Origin of the sequence: Streptomyces cadmiisoli (assembly GCF_003261055.1) — a bacterium.
GTDB classification, from domain to species: domain Bacteria; phylum Actinomycetota; class Actinomycetes; order Streptomycetales; family Streptomycetaceae; genus Streptomyces; species Streptomyces cadmiisoli.
On sequence record NZ_CP030073.1, the window covers coordinates 6,813,486 to 6,827,093 of the forward strand.

Annotated in this window: 12 protein-coding genes; 6 read left to right on the forward strand and 6 right to left on the reverse strand. The window is 73.5% G+C overall.

All coding sequences use genetic code 11. From position 1 onward, the window contains the following. Positions 1–158: 158 nt before the first annotated feature. A complete protein-coding gene (locus DN051_RS29900) occupies positions 159–1,241 on the forward strand; it encodes a S1 family peptidase (RefSeq protein WP_112439902.1) in 1,083 nt (360 codons plus the stop codon). 76 nt (positions 1,242–1,317) lie between these two features. Here the strand turns inward: DN051_RS29900 and DN051_RS29905 are convergent, their stop codons facing one another. Beyond that, the gene (locus tag DN051_RS29905) at positions 1,318–2,505 is read right to left on the reverse strand and encodes an AAA family ATPase (RefSeq protein ID WP_112439904.1); all 1,188 of its coding nucleotides are present in this window, start codon (positions 2,503–2,505) and stop codon (positions 1,318–1,320) included. A 267-nt stretch (positions 2,506–2,772) separates the two neighbouring features. Between DN051_RS29905 and DN051_RS29910 the strand changes: the two genes are divergently transcribed. The 3 genes from DN051_RS29910 (at position 2,773) to DN051_RS29920 (ending at position 8,316) form a co-directional block, all read left to right on the forward strand. After that, positions 2,773–6,240: a DNA polymerase III subunit alpha gene (locus tag DN051_RS29910; protein WP_112442509.1), complete on the forward strand. Its 3,468-nt coding sequence runs from the start codon at positions 2,773–2,775 to the stop codon at positions 6,238–6,240. After that, positions 6,237–7,205 carry a DNA polymerase Y family protein gene (locus DN051_RS29915; protein ID WP_112439906.1) on the forward strand — a complete coding sequence of 323 codons (969 nt, stop codon included), beginning with the start codon at positions 6,237–6,239 and terminating at the stop codon, positions 7,203–7,205. The genes DN051_RS29910 and DN051_RS29915 overlap by 4 nt, the downstream gene beginning before the upstream one ends. 232 nt (positions 7,206–7,437) lie before the next feature. Then, positions 7,438–8,316, forward strand: a complete 879-nt coding sequence (locus DN051_RS29920) for an esterase/lipase family protein (RefSeq protein WP_053758102.1) — start codon at positions 7,438–7,440, stop codon at positions 8,314–8,316. A 498-nt stretch (positions 8,317–8,814) separates the two neighbouring features. On the opposite strand, the gene DN051_RS47320 is transcribed toward DN051_RS29920, so the two are convergent. Beyond that, a complete protein-coding gene (locus DN051_RS47320; protein ID WP_112439908.1) occupies positions 8,815–8,949 on the reverse strand; it encodes a hypothetical protein in 135 nt (44 codons plus the stop codon). Between the two features lie 139 nt (positions 8,950–9,088). Here DN051_RS47320 and DN051_RS29930 point away from each other — a divergent pair, with 139 nt between their 5' ends. Beyond that, on the forward strand, positions 9,089–9,703 hold the full coding sequence (locus tag DN051_RS29930) for a class I SAM-dependent methyltransferase (RefSeq protein WP_053758162.1): 615 nt from the start codon (positions 9,089–9,091) through the stop codon (positions 9,701–9,703). A 50-nt stretch (positions 9,704–9,753) separates the two neighbouring features. Here the strand turns inward: DN051_RS29930 and DN051_RS29935 are convergent, their stop codons facing one another. After that, the gene (locus tag DN051_RS29935; RefSeq protein WP_053758101.1) at positions 9,754–10,254 is read right to left on the reverse strand and encodes a ribonuclease FAU-1 family protein; all 501 of its coding nucleotides are present in this window, start codon (positions 10,252–10,254) and stop codon (positions 9,754–9,756) included. Beyond that, positions 10,235–11,164, reverse strand: coding sequence for a GNAT family N-acetyltransferase (locus DN051_RS29940; RefSeq protein WP_112439910.1), 930 nt, complete (start codon positions 11,162–11,164; stop codon positions 10,235–10,237). The genes DN051_RS29935 and DN051_RS29940 overlap by 20 nt, the downstream gene beginning before the upstream one ends. 71 nt (positions 11,165–11,235) lie before the next feature. Here DN051_RS29940 and DN051_RS29945 point away from each other — a divergent pair, with 71 nt between their 5' ends. After that, entirely contained in the window at positions 11,236–11,610 is a 375-nt protein-coding gene (locus tag DN051_RS29945; RefSeq protein WP_053758161.1) for a GntR family transcriptional regulator, read from the forward strand. Between the two features lie 19 nt (positions 11,611–11,629). Here DN051_RS29945 and DN051_RS29950 read toward each other — a convergent pair whose 3' ends face one another. Beyond that, entirely contained in the window at positions 11,630–12,403 is a 774-nt protein-coding gene (locus DN051_RS29950) for a DUF72 domain-containing protein (RefSeq protein ID WP_053758099.1), read from the reverse strand. 29 nt (positions 12,404–12,432) lie between these two features. Then, positions 12,433–13,527: a DUF5925 domain-containing protein gene (locus tag DN051_RS29955; RefSeq protein ID WP_053758160.1), complete on the reverse strand. Its 1,095-nt coding sequence runs from the start codon at positions 13,525–13,527 to the stop codon at positions 12,433–12,435. Positions 13,528–13,608 lie beyond the last annotated feature (81 nt).

A 13,608-nucleotide genomic window follows, 5' to 3' on the forward strand; every position in this document is an offset into this window, starting at 1 on the left:
GGCGTACGGGGCGCACGGCAGTTGTCGTACGCGCGTCCTGAACTGGACCTTGTGTGCTCCCTGTGAGGGTCGGAATAGTGGACGTCCAGTCCACAACCCTCCCGGTTCGTAAGGCCCCCACAGCCGTACGGACCGGACCCCCCACAGGAGGACGTGAGTTGAAGCACCGACGCATACCCAGGCGGCGGGCCGCCGTGGCAGGTGCGGGTATCGCCGCACTGGTGGCCGCGGGTGTCACCTTCCAGAGTGCGAACGCCAGCGAGGCGCCGGACACCCCCGAGTTGAAGACGCTGTCGGCCCTGTCGGCCGGAAAGCTCGCCTCGACGCTCGACCAGGACCTCGGCACGGACGCGGCGGGAACGTACTACGACGCGAAAGCGAAGAGCCTCGTGGTGAACGTGCTCGACGAGGCCGCCGCCCGACTGGTCCAGGAGGCCGGGGCCAGGGCCAGAATCGTCGAGAACTCCCTGGCCGAGCTCAAGGGCGCCCGCACGACGCTCAAGCAGGACGCGACGATCCCCGGCACTTCCTGGGTGACCGACCCGACCACCAACAAGATCGTCGTGACCGCCGACCGCACGGTGTCGGCGGCCGAGTGGAAGAAGCTGACCGGCGTCGTCGAGGAGCTCGGCGGCACCGCGGAACTCCAGCGCACCAAGGGTGAGTTCAAGCCCTTCGTCGCCGGCGGTGACGCGATCACCGGCGGTGGCGGCCGCTGCTCGCTCGGCTTCAACGTGGTCAAGGGAGGAGAACCGTTCTTCCTGACCGCCGGGCACTGCACCGAGGGCATCTCCACCTGGTCGGACTCGTCCGGCACCGTCATCGGTGAGAACGAGGCCTCCAGCTTCCCGGACAACGACTACGGTCTCGTCAAGTACACCGCCGAGGTGGACCACCCGAGCGAGGTCAACCTCTACGACGGCTCCACGCAGGCGATCTCGGGCGCGGCCGAGGCCACGGTCGGCATGGAGGTCACCCGCAGCGGTTCGACGACGCAGGTGCACTCCGGTGCCGTCACCGGCCTCGACGCCACCGTGAACTACGGCAACGGCGACATCGTCAACGGCCTCATCCAGACCGACGTGTGCGCCGAGCCCGGTGACAGCGGCGGTTCGCTGTTCTCCGGCAGCAACGCGATCGGCCTCACCTCCGGCGGCAGCGGCGACTGCACCTCCGGCGGGGAGACCTTCTTCCAGCCGGTGACCGAGGCCCTGTCGGCGACCGGCACCGAGATCGGCTGATCCGCCTCGCACCCCGCTTCACGGAGTCCCGCCCCCGCGCGCGAGGGGGCGGGACTTCCGCGTGCCGGGGGGCCGCTCAGCGCTTCGGCCAGTGCCACAGAGGTTCGTCCAGCGGCCCTTCCCGGCCGGCCACCTCCGTCCGGCCGAACTCCTTGACCAGCTCGATCGCGTTGACGTCGAGACGGTGGCCCGGGGCCCCCTTGGCCAGCGCCTCGGCGAGCGGCCGGGCGTGGGTGACCACGACGACCTGGGTGTCCCGGGCGGCGGTGAGGATCAGGTCGGCGAGCGGCGGGACGAGGTCGGGATGGAGGCTGGTCTCCGGTTCGTTGAGCACCAGCAGGGACGGCGGCCGCGGGGTCAGCAGGGCGGCCGCCCACAGCAGATAGCGCAGGGTGCCGTCGGACAGTTCGGCGGCGCCGAGCGGACGCAGCAGCCCGTGCTGGCGCAGGGCGAGCTCGAAGCGCCCGCCGTGGCTGTCGACCGTGACGTGGCTGCCCGGGAAGGCCGCGTCGACCGCCGCGTCCAGCGCGGCGGCGTCGCCGGTCTCGCGGATCGTCTGCAGGGCCGCCGCCAGGTCCGAGCCGTCGCCGCTGAGCACCGGGGTGCGGGTGCCGATGCGGGCGGTGCGGGCCGGGGCGTGGGCGTCGGTGCGGACGTGGTCGTAGAACCGCCAGGACCGGATGAACTCGCGCACCGCCAGTACGTCCGGCGCGTGCTGCGGGTCGGCCAGCTCGCCGAGCATGCTGTCGTACGGCCGCAGCGTCCCGTGCGCCCGGGACCAGCCGCCGCCCGCGCCCCGCAGCCGCACCGCGGCCCCCGCCCGCTCCGAGAGCACGGCGGCCGGGCGCAGCACGGGCCCGCTCCAGATGCACTCGTGCTTGATCTCGGGGTCGAGGTCGAACATCGAGGACCCGCCGGCCGGGGTCGGGTGCCCGAAGTCCACCGCGTAGCCGAACTCGTCGCCCGCGAAGCCCAGTTGGAGGCTGACCGGTCCGGAGCGGACGGTGCCCTGCACCGGATGGTGCCCCTCGCGCACCGCCCGGCCGGTCCGCTCCGGGCCGGCCCACAGGGCCGAGGGCAGCCCGCCCTCCTGGGCCAGTGCCCCGACCGCGCCGCCGCGCGCGGACTCGGCGAGCAGCCGCAGGGTCCGGTACAGGCTCGACTTTCCCGTGCCGTTCGCTCCCGTGATCACGTTGAGTCCGTCCAGGGGCACGATCAGGCGGCGCAGCGAGCGGTAGTTCTCGACGGCGAGGGTGCGGATCATGCGTCCAGGCTGTCAGACGGGTCCGACAGCGGCCTCCGCCCGGACGCGCCCGGGTCCCGCCCGCGCGGTGATCGCCGCGCCGGGGCCCGACGTGCGGGCGGGCCTGTGTCATGTCCCCCACGGCCCGGAATGTGCGGTGTTTGCGCAGGTGGGACACGCCCCGATCGATGTCGCACAGATGTTCGGGAATTGGTCTATGGTGGGGGTGGGAGAGTTGGGAACAGATGTTCGATAGCCGGTGACGGCTCGCGAGTGCGGGAGGTGCGTGTGCCTGGGTTCACGCATCTGCACACCGTCTCCGGGTTCTCCCTGCGCTACGGCGCCTCCCATCCGGAACGGCTGGCCGAGCGTGCCTCCGAGCGGGGCATGGACGCCCTCGCCCTCACCGACCGCGACACCCTCGGCGGCGCGGTCCGCTTCGCCAAGGCCTGCGCCGCGGAGGGCGTCCGTCCGCTGTTCGGCGTGAACCTGGCGGTGGAGGGGTTCGAGCCCGACGGGCCGGTACGACGGGAAAGGCGCCGCACGCCCGTGCGCGGCGGTGCCTTCATCGACGAGTCGACTCCCCGGGTCGTCTATCTCGCCCGGGACGGCGCCCGGGGCTGGGCCGACCTGTGCGGACTCGTCACCGCGGCGCACACCGCCGAGGGCGCCCCGCTGCTGCCCCGGTCCGCCAACCACGGCGACGGCCTCGTCGTCCTGCTCGGCCCCGACTCCGGCGTCGGCCGCGCCCTCGCCGCGGGCCGCCCGGACCGCGCGGCCCGGCTGCTCGTTCCCTGGCGGGAGGCCTACGGCGACGCCCTGCGCCTGGAGACCGTCTGGCACGGCCGCGAGGGCACCGGCCCCGGCTCCCTGCGGCTGGCCGCCCGTACCGTCGGCTTCGCCGCCGAGCAGCGCGTGCGGCCCGTGCTCAGCAACGCCGTCCGGTACGCGGACCCGGGGCAGGGCCGGGTCGCCGACGTGCTGGACGCCGCCCGCCGTCTCGTCCCCATCGACCCCACCGAGGAACTGGACTCCGGCGAGGCCTGGCTCAAGGACGCCGACGCCATGCTGCGCGCCGCCGAGCGGATCGTCGAGGCCGCGGGCTTCCGGCGCGACACCGCCCACCGGCTGCTGGAGCAGACGCGGGCGACCGCCGCCGAGTGCCTGGTCGATCCCGAGGACGACCTCGGCATCGGCTCCGTCCACTTCCCCGAGCCGCACCTCGTCGGCGCCGGGCGGCGCACCGCGCAGCGGGTGCTGGCCTCCCGGGCGGCGGCGGGGATGGTGCGGCTCGGCCACGCCGGCCGGCGCGCGTACTGGGAGCGGATGCACGAGGAACTGGACGTCATCGCCCACCACGGCTTCGCCTCCTACTTCCTCACGGTCGCCCGGGTCGTCGACGACGTGAAGGGGATGGGCATCCGGGTCGCGGCGCGCGGCTCCGGCGCGGGCTCCCTCGTCAACCACCTCCTCGGCATCGCCCACGCCGACCCCGTCGAGCACGGGCTGCTGATGGAGCGCTTCCTGTCCAAGCGCCGCCCGGTGCTGCCCGACATCGACATCGACGTGGAGTCCGCGCGGCGGCTGGAGGTCTACCGGGCGATCATCGACCGGTTCGGCGCCGAACGGGTGGCGACGGTCGCGATGCCGGAGACGTACCGCGTCCGCCACGCGATCCGGGACGTCGGCGCGGCCCTGTCCATGGACCCGGCCGACATCGACCGCATCGCCAAGTCCTTCCCGCACATCCGCGCGCGAGACGCCCGCGCGGCCCTGGAGGAACTGCCCGAACTGCGGAGACTCGCGGGGGAGAAGGAGAGGTACGGCGAGCTGTGGGAGCTGGTCGAGGGGCTGGACGCCCTCCCGCGCGGGATCGCCATGCACCCCTGCGGCGTCCTGCTGTCCGACTCCTCCCTCCTGGCTCGTACACCGGTCGTGCCGACCAGCGGTGAGGGCTTCCCGATGGCGCAGTTCGACAAGGACGACGTCGAGGACCTCGGGCTGCTCAAGCTCGATGTGCTGGGTGTGCGGATGCAGTCGGCGATGGCGCACGCGGTGGCGGAGGTGGAGCGGGCGACGGGGGAGCGGGTCGACCTGGACGCGGTGCGGGACGGCGACCCGGCGACGTACGACCTCATCCGGTCCGCCGAGACGCTGGGCTGCTTCCAGATCGAGTCGCCGGGCCAGCGGGACCTGGTCGGCAGGCTCCAGCCGGCCGGCTTCCACGACCTGGTCGTGGACATCTCGCTGTTCCGGCCGGGTCCGGTCGCCGCCGACATGGTGCGGCCGTTCATCGAGGCGCGGCACGGGCGGGCGCCGATCCGCTACCCGCACCCGGACCTGGAGGAGCCGCTGCGGGAGACGTACGGGGTCGTCGTCTTCCACGAGCAGGTCATCCACATCATCGACATCATGACCGGCTGCGGGCGCGGCGAGGCCGACCGGGTGCGGCGCGGACTGTCCGACCCGGGGTCGCAGGGCCGGATCGGGGTGTGGTTCGCGCAGCACGCGGCGGCGAAGGGATATGACGCGGAAACGATTCGGCGGACCTGGGAGATCGTCGAGGCCTTCGGGTCGTACGGCTTCTGCAAGGCGCACGCGGTCGCCTTCGCGGTGCCGACGTACCAGTCGGCATGGCTGAAGGCGCATCATCCGGCCGCCTTCTACGCGGGGCTGCTCGCGCACGACCCCGGGATGTACCCGAAGCGGCTGCTGCTGGCGGACGCGCGGCGGCGCGGGGTGCCGATCCTGCCGCTGGACGTGAACAAGTCGGGCGTCACCCATCAGATCGAACTGGTGTCTGATTCAAAGGGTGGTGCGAAAGTGTGGGGGCTGCGGCTGGCCCTGTCCGACGTGCACGGCATCAGCGAGGCCGAGGCCGCCCGGGTCGCCGAGGGGCAGCCGTACGCCTCGCTGCTGGACTTCTGGGAGCGGGCGCGGCCGAGCCGGCCGCTCGCCCAACGGCTCGCGCAGGTCGGCGCGCTGGACGCGTTCGGCGCCAACCGCCGCGATCTGCAACTGCATCTGACCGAGCTGCACCGGGGCGCCCGGAGCCGGGGCGGTGGCCAGCTCCCGCTGTCCGGGGGGCACAGGACCGCGTCGGCCGGGCTGCCCGACCTCTCGTCGACGGAGCGGCTCAGCGCCGAGCTGGGTGTGCTGTCCATGGACGCCTCACGCAATCTGATGGACGACCACCGGGCCTTCCTCGAGGAGCTGGGCGTGGCGTCGGCGCGGCGGCTGCGGGAGGCCCGGCACGGTGAGACGGTGCTGGTCGCGGGGGCCAAGGCGGCCACGCAGACGCCGCCGGTCCGGTCCGGCAAGCGGGTCATCTTCAGCACCCTGGACGACGGTACGGGCCTGGTCGACCTCGCCTTCTTCGACGACTCCCACGACGCCTGCGCCCACACCGTCTTCCACTCCTGGCTGCTGCTGGTGCGCGGAGTGGTGCAGCGCCGCGGCCCGCGCAGCCTCAGCGTGGTCGGCTCCGCCGCCTGGAACCTCGCCGAGCTGGTCGAACTGCGCGCCGAGGGCGGACTCGACGTGGTGGCGGCGCGGCTGGCGGAGCCGGTCGGGGGCCCGGACGACCCGGACGCCCCGGACGGCCGGGACGCCCCGGACGGCGATCCGACGCGCGGTCGTCGAATCCGTCTGCCCACCGGATACGAACTGCATCCGTGGGCGGATCTGCGCCCCGCGGGCGAAGCGCCCGCGAAGGTACGGAAGTTGTGGCACCAGAGTCCGGGGAGTGCGGGATGACCATCCTCTGCGTACGTTTCCAGCTGCCGCCGACGCACGAGACGGCCCTGCCGGGGCTGCTCGGTCTGCTGGAGGAGTTCACGCCGGTCGTCGAGGCGCTCCCGCCGGACGGGGCGCTGGCCGATCTGCGCGGCGCCGAGCGGTACTTCGGGCGGGACGCGGTGGAGCTGGCGTCGGTGATCCGGGTCCGCGCGCTCGCCCACCACGACTGCGTGATGGGCGCCGGACCCGGCCCGATGCTGGCCCGCGTGGCGCTGCGCGACGCAGGGCCCGGTGTGACCCGTGTGGTGCCCGGGGAGCCGGCGGCCGTCGCGGAGTTCCTCGCCGGCCGGCCCGTCACCGCGCTCCCGGGTGTCGGCGCCGCGACCGCCCGCACCCTGCGCGAGTACGGCCTCGACACCCTCGGCCGGGTCGCCACCGCGCCGCTGTCCACGCTCCAGCGCCTGATCGGCGCGACGGCCGGCCGCGAGCTGCACGAGAAGGCGAACGGCGTCGACCGCGGCCGCGTCGTACCGAACGCCGTCTCCCGCTCCCTGGCCACCGAACGACCGTTCTCGCGCGACGAGCTGGACCCCGACCGGCACCGCCGCGCACTGCTCGCCGCCGCCGGGGAACTGGGCGCCCGGCTGCGCGCCCTGGAGAAGGTCTGCCGCACCCTGACCCTCACCGTCCGCTACGCCGACCGCTCCGCCACCACCCGCAGCCGCACCCTCACGGAACCCACGGCCCACTCGGCGGCGCTGGCGAAGGCGGCGTACGGCATGTACGAGTCCCTCGGTCTCCAGCGTGCCCGGGTCCGCGCGCTCGCCCTGCGCGCCGAGGGTCTCGCCTCGGCTGAGAAGGCCTCCCACCAGCTCACCTTCGACCCCGTGGACGAGAAGGTCCGCCGTATCGAGGAGGTCGCGGACCGCGCGCGAGCGAGGTTCGGGGCGCGGGCGGTGATGCCGGGGTCGCTGGCCGCGTGACTCCCGGCGCGTCCCCGCGGCCGCCGGCCCGCGGGGGCGCGGCGCGCACCGGGCCGCCCAAGGGGCCCGTACGGCACTGCTCATGACCGGTTATCACTGCGAGTTTTTACTGACGCGTAACTTCCCACTTGAACTACTCGTCCGTAACTTGACGAGTGAACGGCATCCTCGTGATCCGGATCACAGGGCGTAAGGCAATCGCAACTCCCTTGAGCCGCAAGGAGATCACCCGATGCTGCCCTGGAAACGAGTGCTCAGATCCGCTGCCGCGCTGCTGCTGGCAGCCGTCGCCGCCACCCTCCCCGCCGCCACCGCAGCCCATGGGGCCGACACCGCCACCGCCACGGCCTCGTCCGGCGGCTGGAACGACTACTCCTGCAAGCCCTCCACCGCCCACCCCCGCCCCGTCGTCCTGGTGCACGGCACCTTCGGCAACTCCGTCGACAACTGGCTGGGGCTGGCACCCTACCTGACCAACCGCGGTTACTGCGTCTTCTCGCTCGATTACGGCCAGCTGCCGGGTGTCCCGTTCTTCCACGGCCTCGGCCCGATCGACAAGTCGGCGGAGCAACTGGACCGGTTCGTCGACAAGGTGCTCGCCGCGACCGGCGCCGGCGAGGTCGACCTCGTCGGGCACTCGCAGGGCGGCATGATGCCCCGCCACTACCTCCGGTTCCTCGGCGGAGCAGCCGAGGTGAACGCCCTCATCGGCCTCGCGCCCTCCAACCACGGCGCGACGCTGAGCGGACTCACCCATTTGCTGCCGTACTTCCCGGGCGCCGAGGAACTGCTCTCGGCCGCCACCCCCGCCCTCGCCGACCAGATCCCCGGTTCCGCCTTCCTCACCGAGCTCAACGAGGGCGGCGACACCGTGCCCGGCGTCCGGTACACCGTCATCACCACCAAGTACGACCAGGTGGTCACGCCGTACCGCAGCCAGTTCCTGAGCGGTTCGAACGTGCGCAACGTCCTGCTCCAGGACCTGTGCCCGGTCGACCTCTCGGAGCACGTGGCGATCGGGCTGTTCGACCGGATCGCCTTCCACGAGGTGGCCAACGCCCTCGATCCGGCCCGGGCCAAGCCCACCACCTGCGCGTCGGTGTTCAGTTGAGCACCGCCGGGGCCCGACCGGCCTGAGCCGCCGGTCAGGCCCCGGAGTCCGGGTTCAGCGACCGCGCCGGGCACCGCCCGACCCGGCGAGCGGGACCGGACCGACGGCGAGCGCGGCGGCCCTGCGGGGTCCGGGCACGGGGGAACTCCTCGTGACGGTCACCGGGGGATTTCCGGGTGGGCATCCCGTGGGGGGACGGTCAGAAACTAGCCCCGGAAGACCGTGAAGTCGCCTGCCGGAGGCGATCGGCGGAGATCCTTATGGTCGCTTTAAGGGAGTGCTCAGACTGCGCTGAGGATCGAGGCGCCCGAGGACGCACACGCGCGTGCGCTCGGACCGACCGGGACCCGGCTCCGCACCGACGCGTCGACGCGGAGAACGGGCGGATCCATCCGAGATACGGCTACGAGGCCGTGGCCCGGTGAACGGACGGGCCCCACGACCAGGGCCACCGCAAGCCGCCGTGCCCAGGCGCCGCTCGCCGGCCGCCCGGCCCGGTCACCCCTGCGGCCACCACGTCCGCGCGATGTCCTTGCGCACCTCAGGGCGCTCGGCCGTCCGCTCGTCGGCTTCCTCGCGGATGCGGCGGGCGTCCGTCCTGCGCGGGGGCTTGTGCACGGTGAGTCGGCGCATGGCTGCCTCCTTCAGTGCCTGCCGGGTCCCGTGGTGTCACGGAGGCAGACCCTTTCCGGGAGGGTTGCTCATCGGTACCACCCTGTCAGTGGCGGGTGTCACCAATCGACTGTCAGTGGCGGGTGTCACGCTGGGCCTCATGACGGATGACGACGGTACGACCTCGCCGGACGCCGTGGACTGGGACGCGTCGGCCGCCGGCTTCGACGACGAGCCGGACCACGGGCTGCGCGACCCTGACGTCCGGGCCGCCTGGGCGGAGCGACTGAGCCGGTGGCTGCCCGGCCCCGCCCGCGACGTCCTCGACCTGGGCTGCGGCACCGGCAGCCTGTCGCTGCTCGCGGCCGAGCAGGGGCACCGCGTCACCGGTGTCGACCGGTCCCGGGCCATGGTGGACCGGGCCCGCGCGAAGCTCGCCGGACGTGACGCCGCGTTCCTCGTCGGTGACGCGGTGGCGCCCCCGGTGGGGGAGCAGCGTTTCGACGTCGTCCTCGTGCGGCACGTCGTGTGGACGCTGCCGGACCCCGGCCGCGCGCTGCGGCACTGGCGGGGGCTGGTGCGGCCCGGCGGACGGTTCGTGCTGGTCGAGGGGGTGTGGGGGACGTCGAGTCCGGTCGGCATCCCGGCCGAGCGGCTGCTCGCGCTCGTGCTGCCGCTGGTGGGGCAGGCGCGCGTGGAGCGGCTGTCGGAGGACGCCCGGCTGTGGGGCAGAGCCGTGGAGGACGAGCGATACGCCCTGGTGGCGGTGGTCTGAGGCCGTCCCAGGGCCGGGCCGCGCGGCAGGCGGGAATTCGACGACCGGCCCTAGCCGAGCAGCGCCTCGAAGGCGTCGTCGTGGGCCAGGGCCTCCAGCTCGTCCAGGGCGGCGACGGCGGCGGCCGCCGCTGCCGGGTCCCGCGCCGGCAGGCCGCTCAGCGCGAACTCGTCCTCGTCCAGCCGGCGTACGTCCGTGCCGTCGGCGGAGCGCCACAGGTCCAGGTCGAGATCCTCGACGACCAGCCGCGTGCCCGACAGCTCGGCCGGGCGGGTGACGTCGCAGTACCAGCCCTTCAACACCCCCCGGGCGTCGCGGACCTCCTTCACCGAGTACCAGCGGTCGCGCCAGTAGTGCTCGGTGAAGACGTCGCCCGACTCGAAGCGCACGAAGCCGAAGTCACGGGCGGCGTCACCCGCCCAGGGCGCGCGCACCGAGATCCGGACGCCGTCGTCCCCGAGCAGCTCGGCCGGGTAACGGATCTTCGTACGGCCGCCCTTGACCAGGACCACCTCCACCGTGCGGGCCGGTTCAGCCGAGTTCGCGGGCATGGCGCACCTCCGTGGCGCAGATCTCGTACCCGAACCACCTGTTGATCGCGAGCATCGGGCCGTTGCCCGCGTCGTTGCCGGTGTAGGCCTCCCGGTACCCGGCCGCGCGGGCGCGGTGCAGGGAGTCGTTCTTGGCGAGCTTGGCCAGGCCCCGGCCGCGGAAGGCGCGGGCGGTGCCGGTCATGGCGCTGCCGTAGCGGGTGCCGCCGTCGGTGTGGGCCGCGCTGAAGGCGACCGGCCGGCCGTCGACGACCACGACCGAGGTCAGGTCGAGATCGAGGAGCGGTCCGTGCCAGGTGCCCTCGAGCCAGGCCTCGTAGTCCGTGAGTTCGTGGTCGATGTCGCTCGGCTCGTCCGACGTCGCCTCCGCGTCCAGCTCGAACATCGGCCGGGGATCGGCCGCGAAGTCGGCGGCCGTACGCAGTTCGGCGCCCGCCGGCGGGTCCGCGAGGGGCGGCAGCGCGCCGTCGGCCAGATCGAGGCGCAGGAAGTGCGCGCTGCGGCTCGCGCGATAGCCGTGGCGCTCGGCGAAGGCGCGGTCGGCCGGGGCGTCCAGGACCCAGGTGAACAGCCTCGTCGCCCCCAGCGCGGCGAGATGTTCCTCCGCGGTGCGGACCAGCAGCGAACCGGCGCCGTGCCGCAGCCGCTCCGGATGCACATAGACGTTGACGTAGCCCTGGCCCGGCTCCGGGCTCTCATGGGCCAGACCGACCTGCGCCGTGCCGATGATCTCGCCGTCCCGCTCGGCGACCAGGGCGCGGTGATGGGCGTCGGGGTGGGCCCGGGTCACGCCGTGGACGACGGAGCGCGGGGTGGACAGCATGAAGGGCAGCGCGAGATGCCGGACCCGGGCGAAGCCCTCGACATCGGCCGGGACGTCGGGGCGCAGGTCGCGCACGATCACAGTCATGGGGGCGCAGGCTACGTGGAGGAACGGGCCGGGTGCCTCCCATTTTGCGGCGGGTGCGGAAGAATCGCTCCGTGACCTTGCAGATCCACATCGATGAGGGTGCCGAGGCGCCGCCGTTCGAGCAGGTGCGGGAGCAGATCTCCACGCAGGCGCGGTCGGGGGTGCTGCCCGTGGGGTACCGGCTGCCGACGGTTCGCGGGCTCGCGGAGGCGCTCGGGCTGGCCGCGAACACGGTGGCCAAGGCGTACCGGGCGCTGGAGACGGACGGGGTGATCGAGACCCGCGGACGCAACGGGACGTTCGTCGCGGCCGCCGGCTCGGCGGCGGAGCGTCAGGCGGCGTCGGCCGCGCAGGCGTACGCGGACCGGGTCCGGCGGCTCGGGCTCGGCGAGGACGCCGCGCTCGCCGCGGTGAGCGACGCCCTGCGGGCGGCCTACCGGCAGTAGCCGGGACGCGGACGCCGGGTCATCCCCGGGTGAGCAGGTCCTGCGGGGTGCGGGTGACCGTCAGCCCCGCACCGTGCGCAAGGACCGCGAACGCCGACGCGTCCTCCACCGCCGCCCCGCCCGGGTCGTTGTTGAAGTAGGCGTACACGTCCTGCCGGTCGGACCAGGTGGTCGCGATCCGGTCGACCCAGGTGCGCAGGGACCGGCGCCCGTAGTGGGGCCACGGGTGGGCGCGGCCCTGGTGGAAGCGGACGTAGCCCCAGTCGGCGGTGCGGCGCAGCGGCGTCGCGGGGCGACCGAGGACGTCCGCCCAGCACAGCGCCGCGCCCCTGGACCGCAGCACCTCCTCGACCCGCGGGGTCCACCACGAGTCGTGGCGCGGTTCGACCGCCACGCGCGTCGAGGCGGGGAAGCAGCCGAGGCAGGCGTCCAGCAGGTCCGGGTCCGCGCGCAGCGTCGGCGGCAGCTGGAGCAGGACCGGGCCGAGCCGGCGGCCGAGGCCCGCGGCATGGCTCATCAGACGGTGCACCGGTTCCTCGGGGTCCCGCAGCCGCCTGACGTGGGTCAGGTAGCGGCTGGCCTTGACCGCGACGACGAAGTCCGGCGGCACGCGTTCCCGCCAGGCGGCGAAGTTCTCCCGTGTCGGCAGCCGGTAGAACGCGTTGTTCACCTCCACGGTGGCGAAGCGCGCCGCGTACTCCTCCAGCCACAGCCGGGTGGGACAGCCCTCCGGGTACAGCAGCCCCCGCCAGTCCTTGTACTGCCACCCCGACGTGCCGACGAACAGGGTCATACCTCCATCAAAGCACCGCGGCGCGCTCCCTACAGGTACAGCCCCGCCTCCGTGCCGCCCCGCGGCTCCGGAAGCGCCGTCGGCGAGGTGCCCCGGCGCAGCGCGTACAGCTCCGCCAGTGTCGCGCCCTCACGGCCGACGCCCTCCTCGCCGCCCAGCCAGGCCACGGATTCCCGCCGGGTCAGCGGCCCCACCTCGATCCGCGCCAGACAGCGGCCCGGCCGGACCACGGCGGGGTGCAGCCGCTCCAGGTCCTCGTTGGTGGTCACCCCGACCAGGACGTTGCGCCCCTGGCCCAGCAGGCCGTCGGTGAGGTTGAGCAGCCGGGACAGCGCCTGCCCCGCCGTGTGCTTCGCCTCGCCGCGGATCAGCTCGTCGCAGTCCTCCAGCAGGAGCAGCCGCCAGCGGCCCTTGCCCGCCGCGTCCTCCTCGCCGATCGCGATGTCCATCAGATAGCCGACGTCGGAGAAGAGCCGCTCGGGGTCCAGGACGCAGTCCACCTGGCACCAGTCCCGCCAGGAGCGGGCGAGCGTGCGCAGCGCCGACGTCTTGCCGGTGCCGGGCGGCCCGTGCAGAAGCAGCAGCCGGCCCGCGATGTCCTCCGGGGTCGTCTTCATCAGCCGGTCCATGGCGTCCGCGACCGGAGCGGTGTAGTTGGGCCGCACCTCGTCCCACGTGCCCGCCGAGATCTGCCGCGTCGTGCGGTGCGGCCCGCGCCTCGGGGAGACGTACCAGAAGCCCATCGTCACGTTCTCCGGCTGCGGTTCGGGCTCGTCCGCCGCGCCGTCCGTGGCCTGGTCGAGGACCTTCTTCGCCAGCTCGGACGTGGTCGCCGTCACCGTGACGTCGGCCCCGCGGCTCCAGCGGGAGACGAGCAGCGTCCAGCCGTCGCCCTCCGCCAGCGTGGCACTGCGGTCGTCGTCGCGGGCCACGCGCAGCACACGGGCGTCCGGCGGCAGCAGCGTCGCCCCGGACCGCACCCGGTCGATGTTCGCCGCGTGCGAGTACGGCTGCTCGCCCGTCGCGAAGCGGCCGAGGAACAGCGCGTCGACGACATCGGACGGCGAGTCGCTGTCGTCGACGTTGAGCCGGATCGGCAGAGCGTCGTAAGGGTTCGCAGACATGTCGCCATGATCGGGCACACGGACGGCGTGTGCACCCGGTTTCCCTGGTGCGCGCGGAGTGTCGGCTCCACGTTCCTCCTC

Bases quoted from the DNA above. Each gene is read 5' to 3' on its own strand.
- DN051_RS29930 (WP_053758162.1), top strand. From the start codon at position 9,089: ATGACGGATGACGACGGTACGACCTCGCCGGACGCCGTGGACTGGGAC.
- DN051_RS29915 (WP_112439906.1), top strand. From the start codon at position 6,237: ATGACCATCCTCTGCGTACGTTTCCAGCTGCCGCCGACGCACGAGACG.
- DN051_RS29950 (WP_053758099.1), bottom strand. From the start codon at position 12,403: ATGACCCTGTTCGTCGGCACGTCGGGGTGGCAGTACAAGGACTGGCGG.
- DN051_RS29920 (WP_053758102.1), top strand. From the start codon at position 7,438: ATGCTGCCCTGGAAACGAGTGCTCAGATCCGCTGCCGCGCTGCTGCTG.
- DN051_RS29935 (WP_053758101.1), bottom strand. From the start codon at position 10,254: ATGCCCGCGAACTCGGCTGAACCGGCCCGCACGGTGGAGGTGGTCCTG.
- DN051_RS29955 (WP_053758160.1), bottom strand. From the start codon at position 13,527: ATGTCTGCGAACCCTTACGACGCTCTGCCGATCCGGCTCAACGTCGAC.
- DN051_RS29940 (WP_112439910.1), bottom strand. From the start codon at position 11,164: ATGACTGTGATCGTGCGCGACCTGCGCCCCGACGTCCCGGCCGATGTC.
- DN051_RS47320 (WP_112439908.1), bottom strand. From the start codon at position 8,949: ATGCGCCGACTCACCGTGCACAAGCCCCCGCGCAGGACGGACGCCCGC.
- DN051_RS29905 (WP_112439904.1), bottom strand. From the start codon at position 2,505: ATGATCCGCACCCTCGCCGTCGAGAACTACCGCTCGCTGCGCCGCCTG.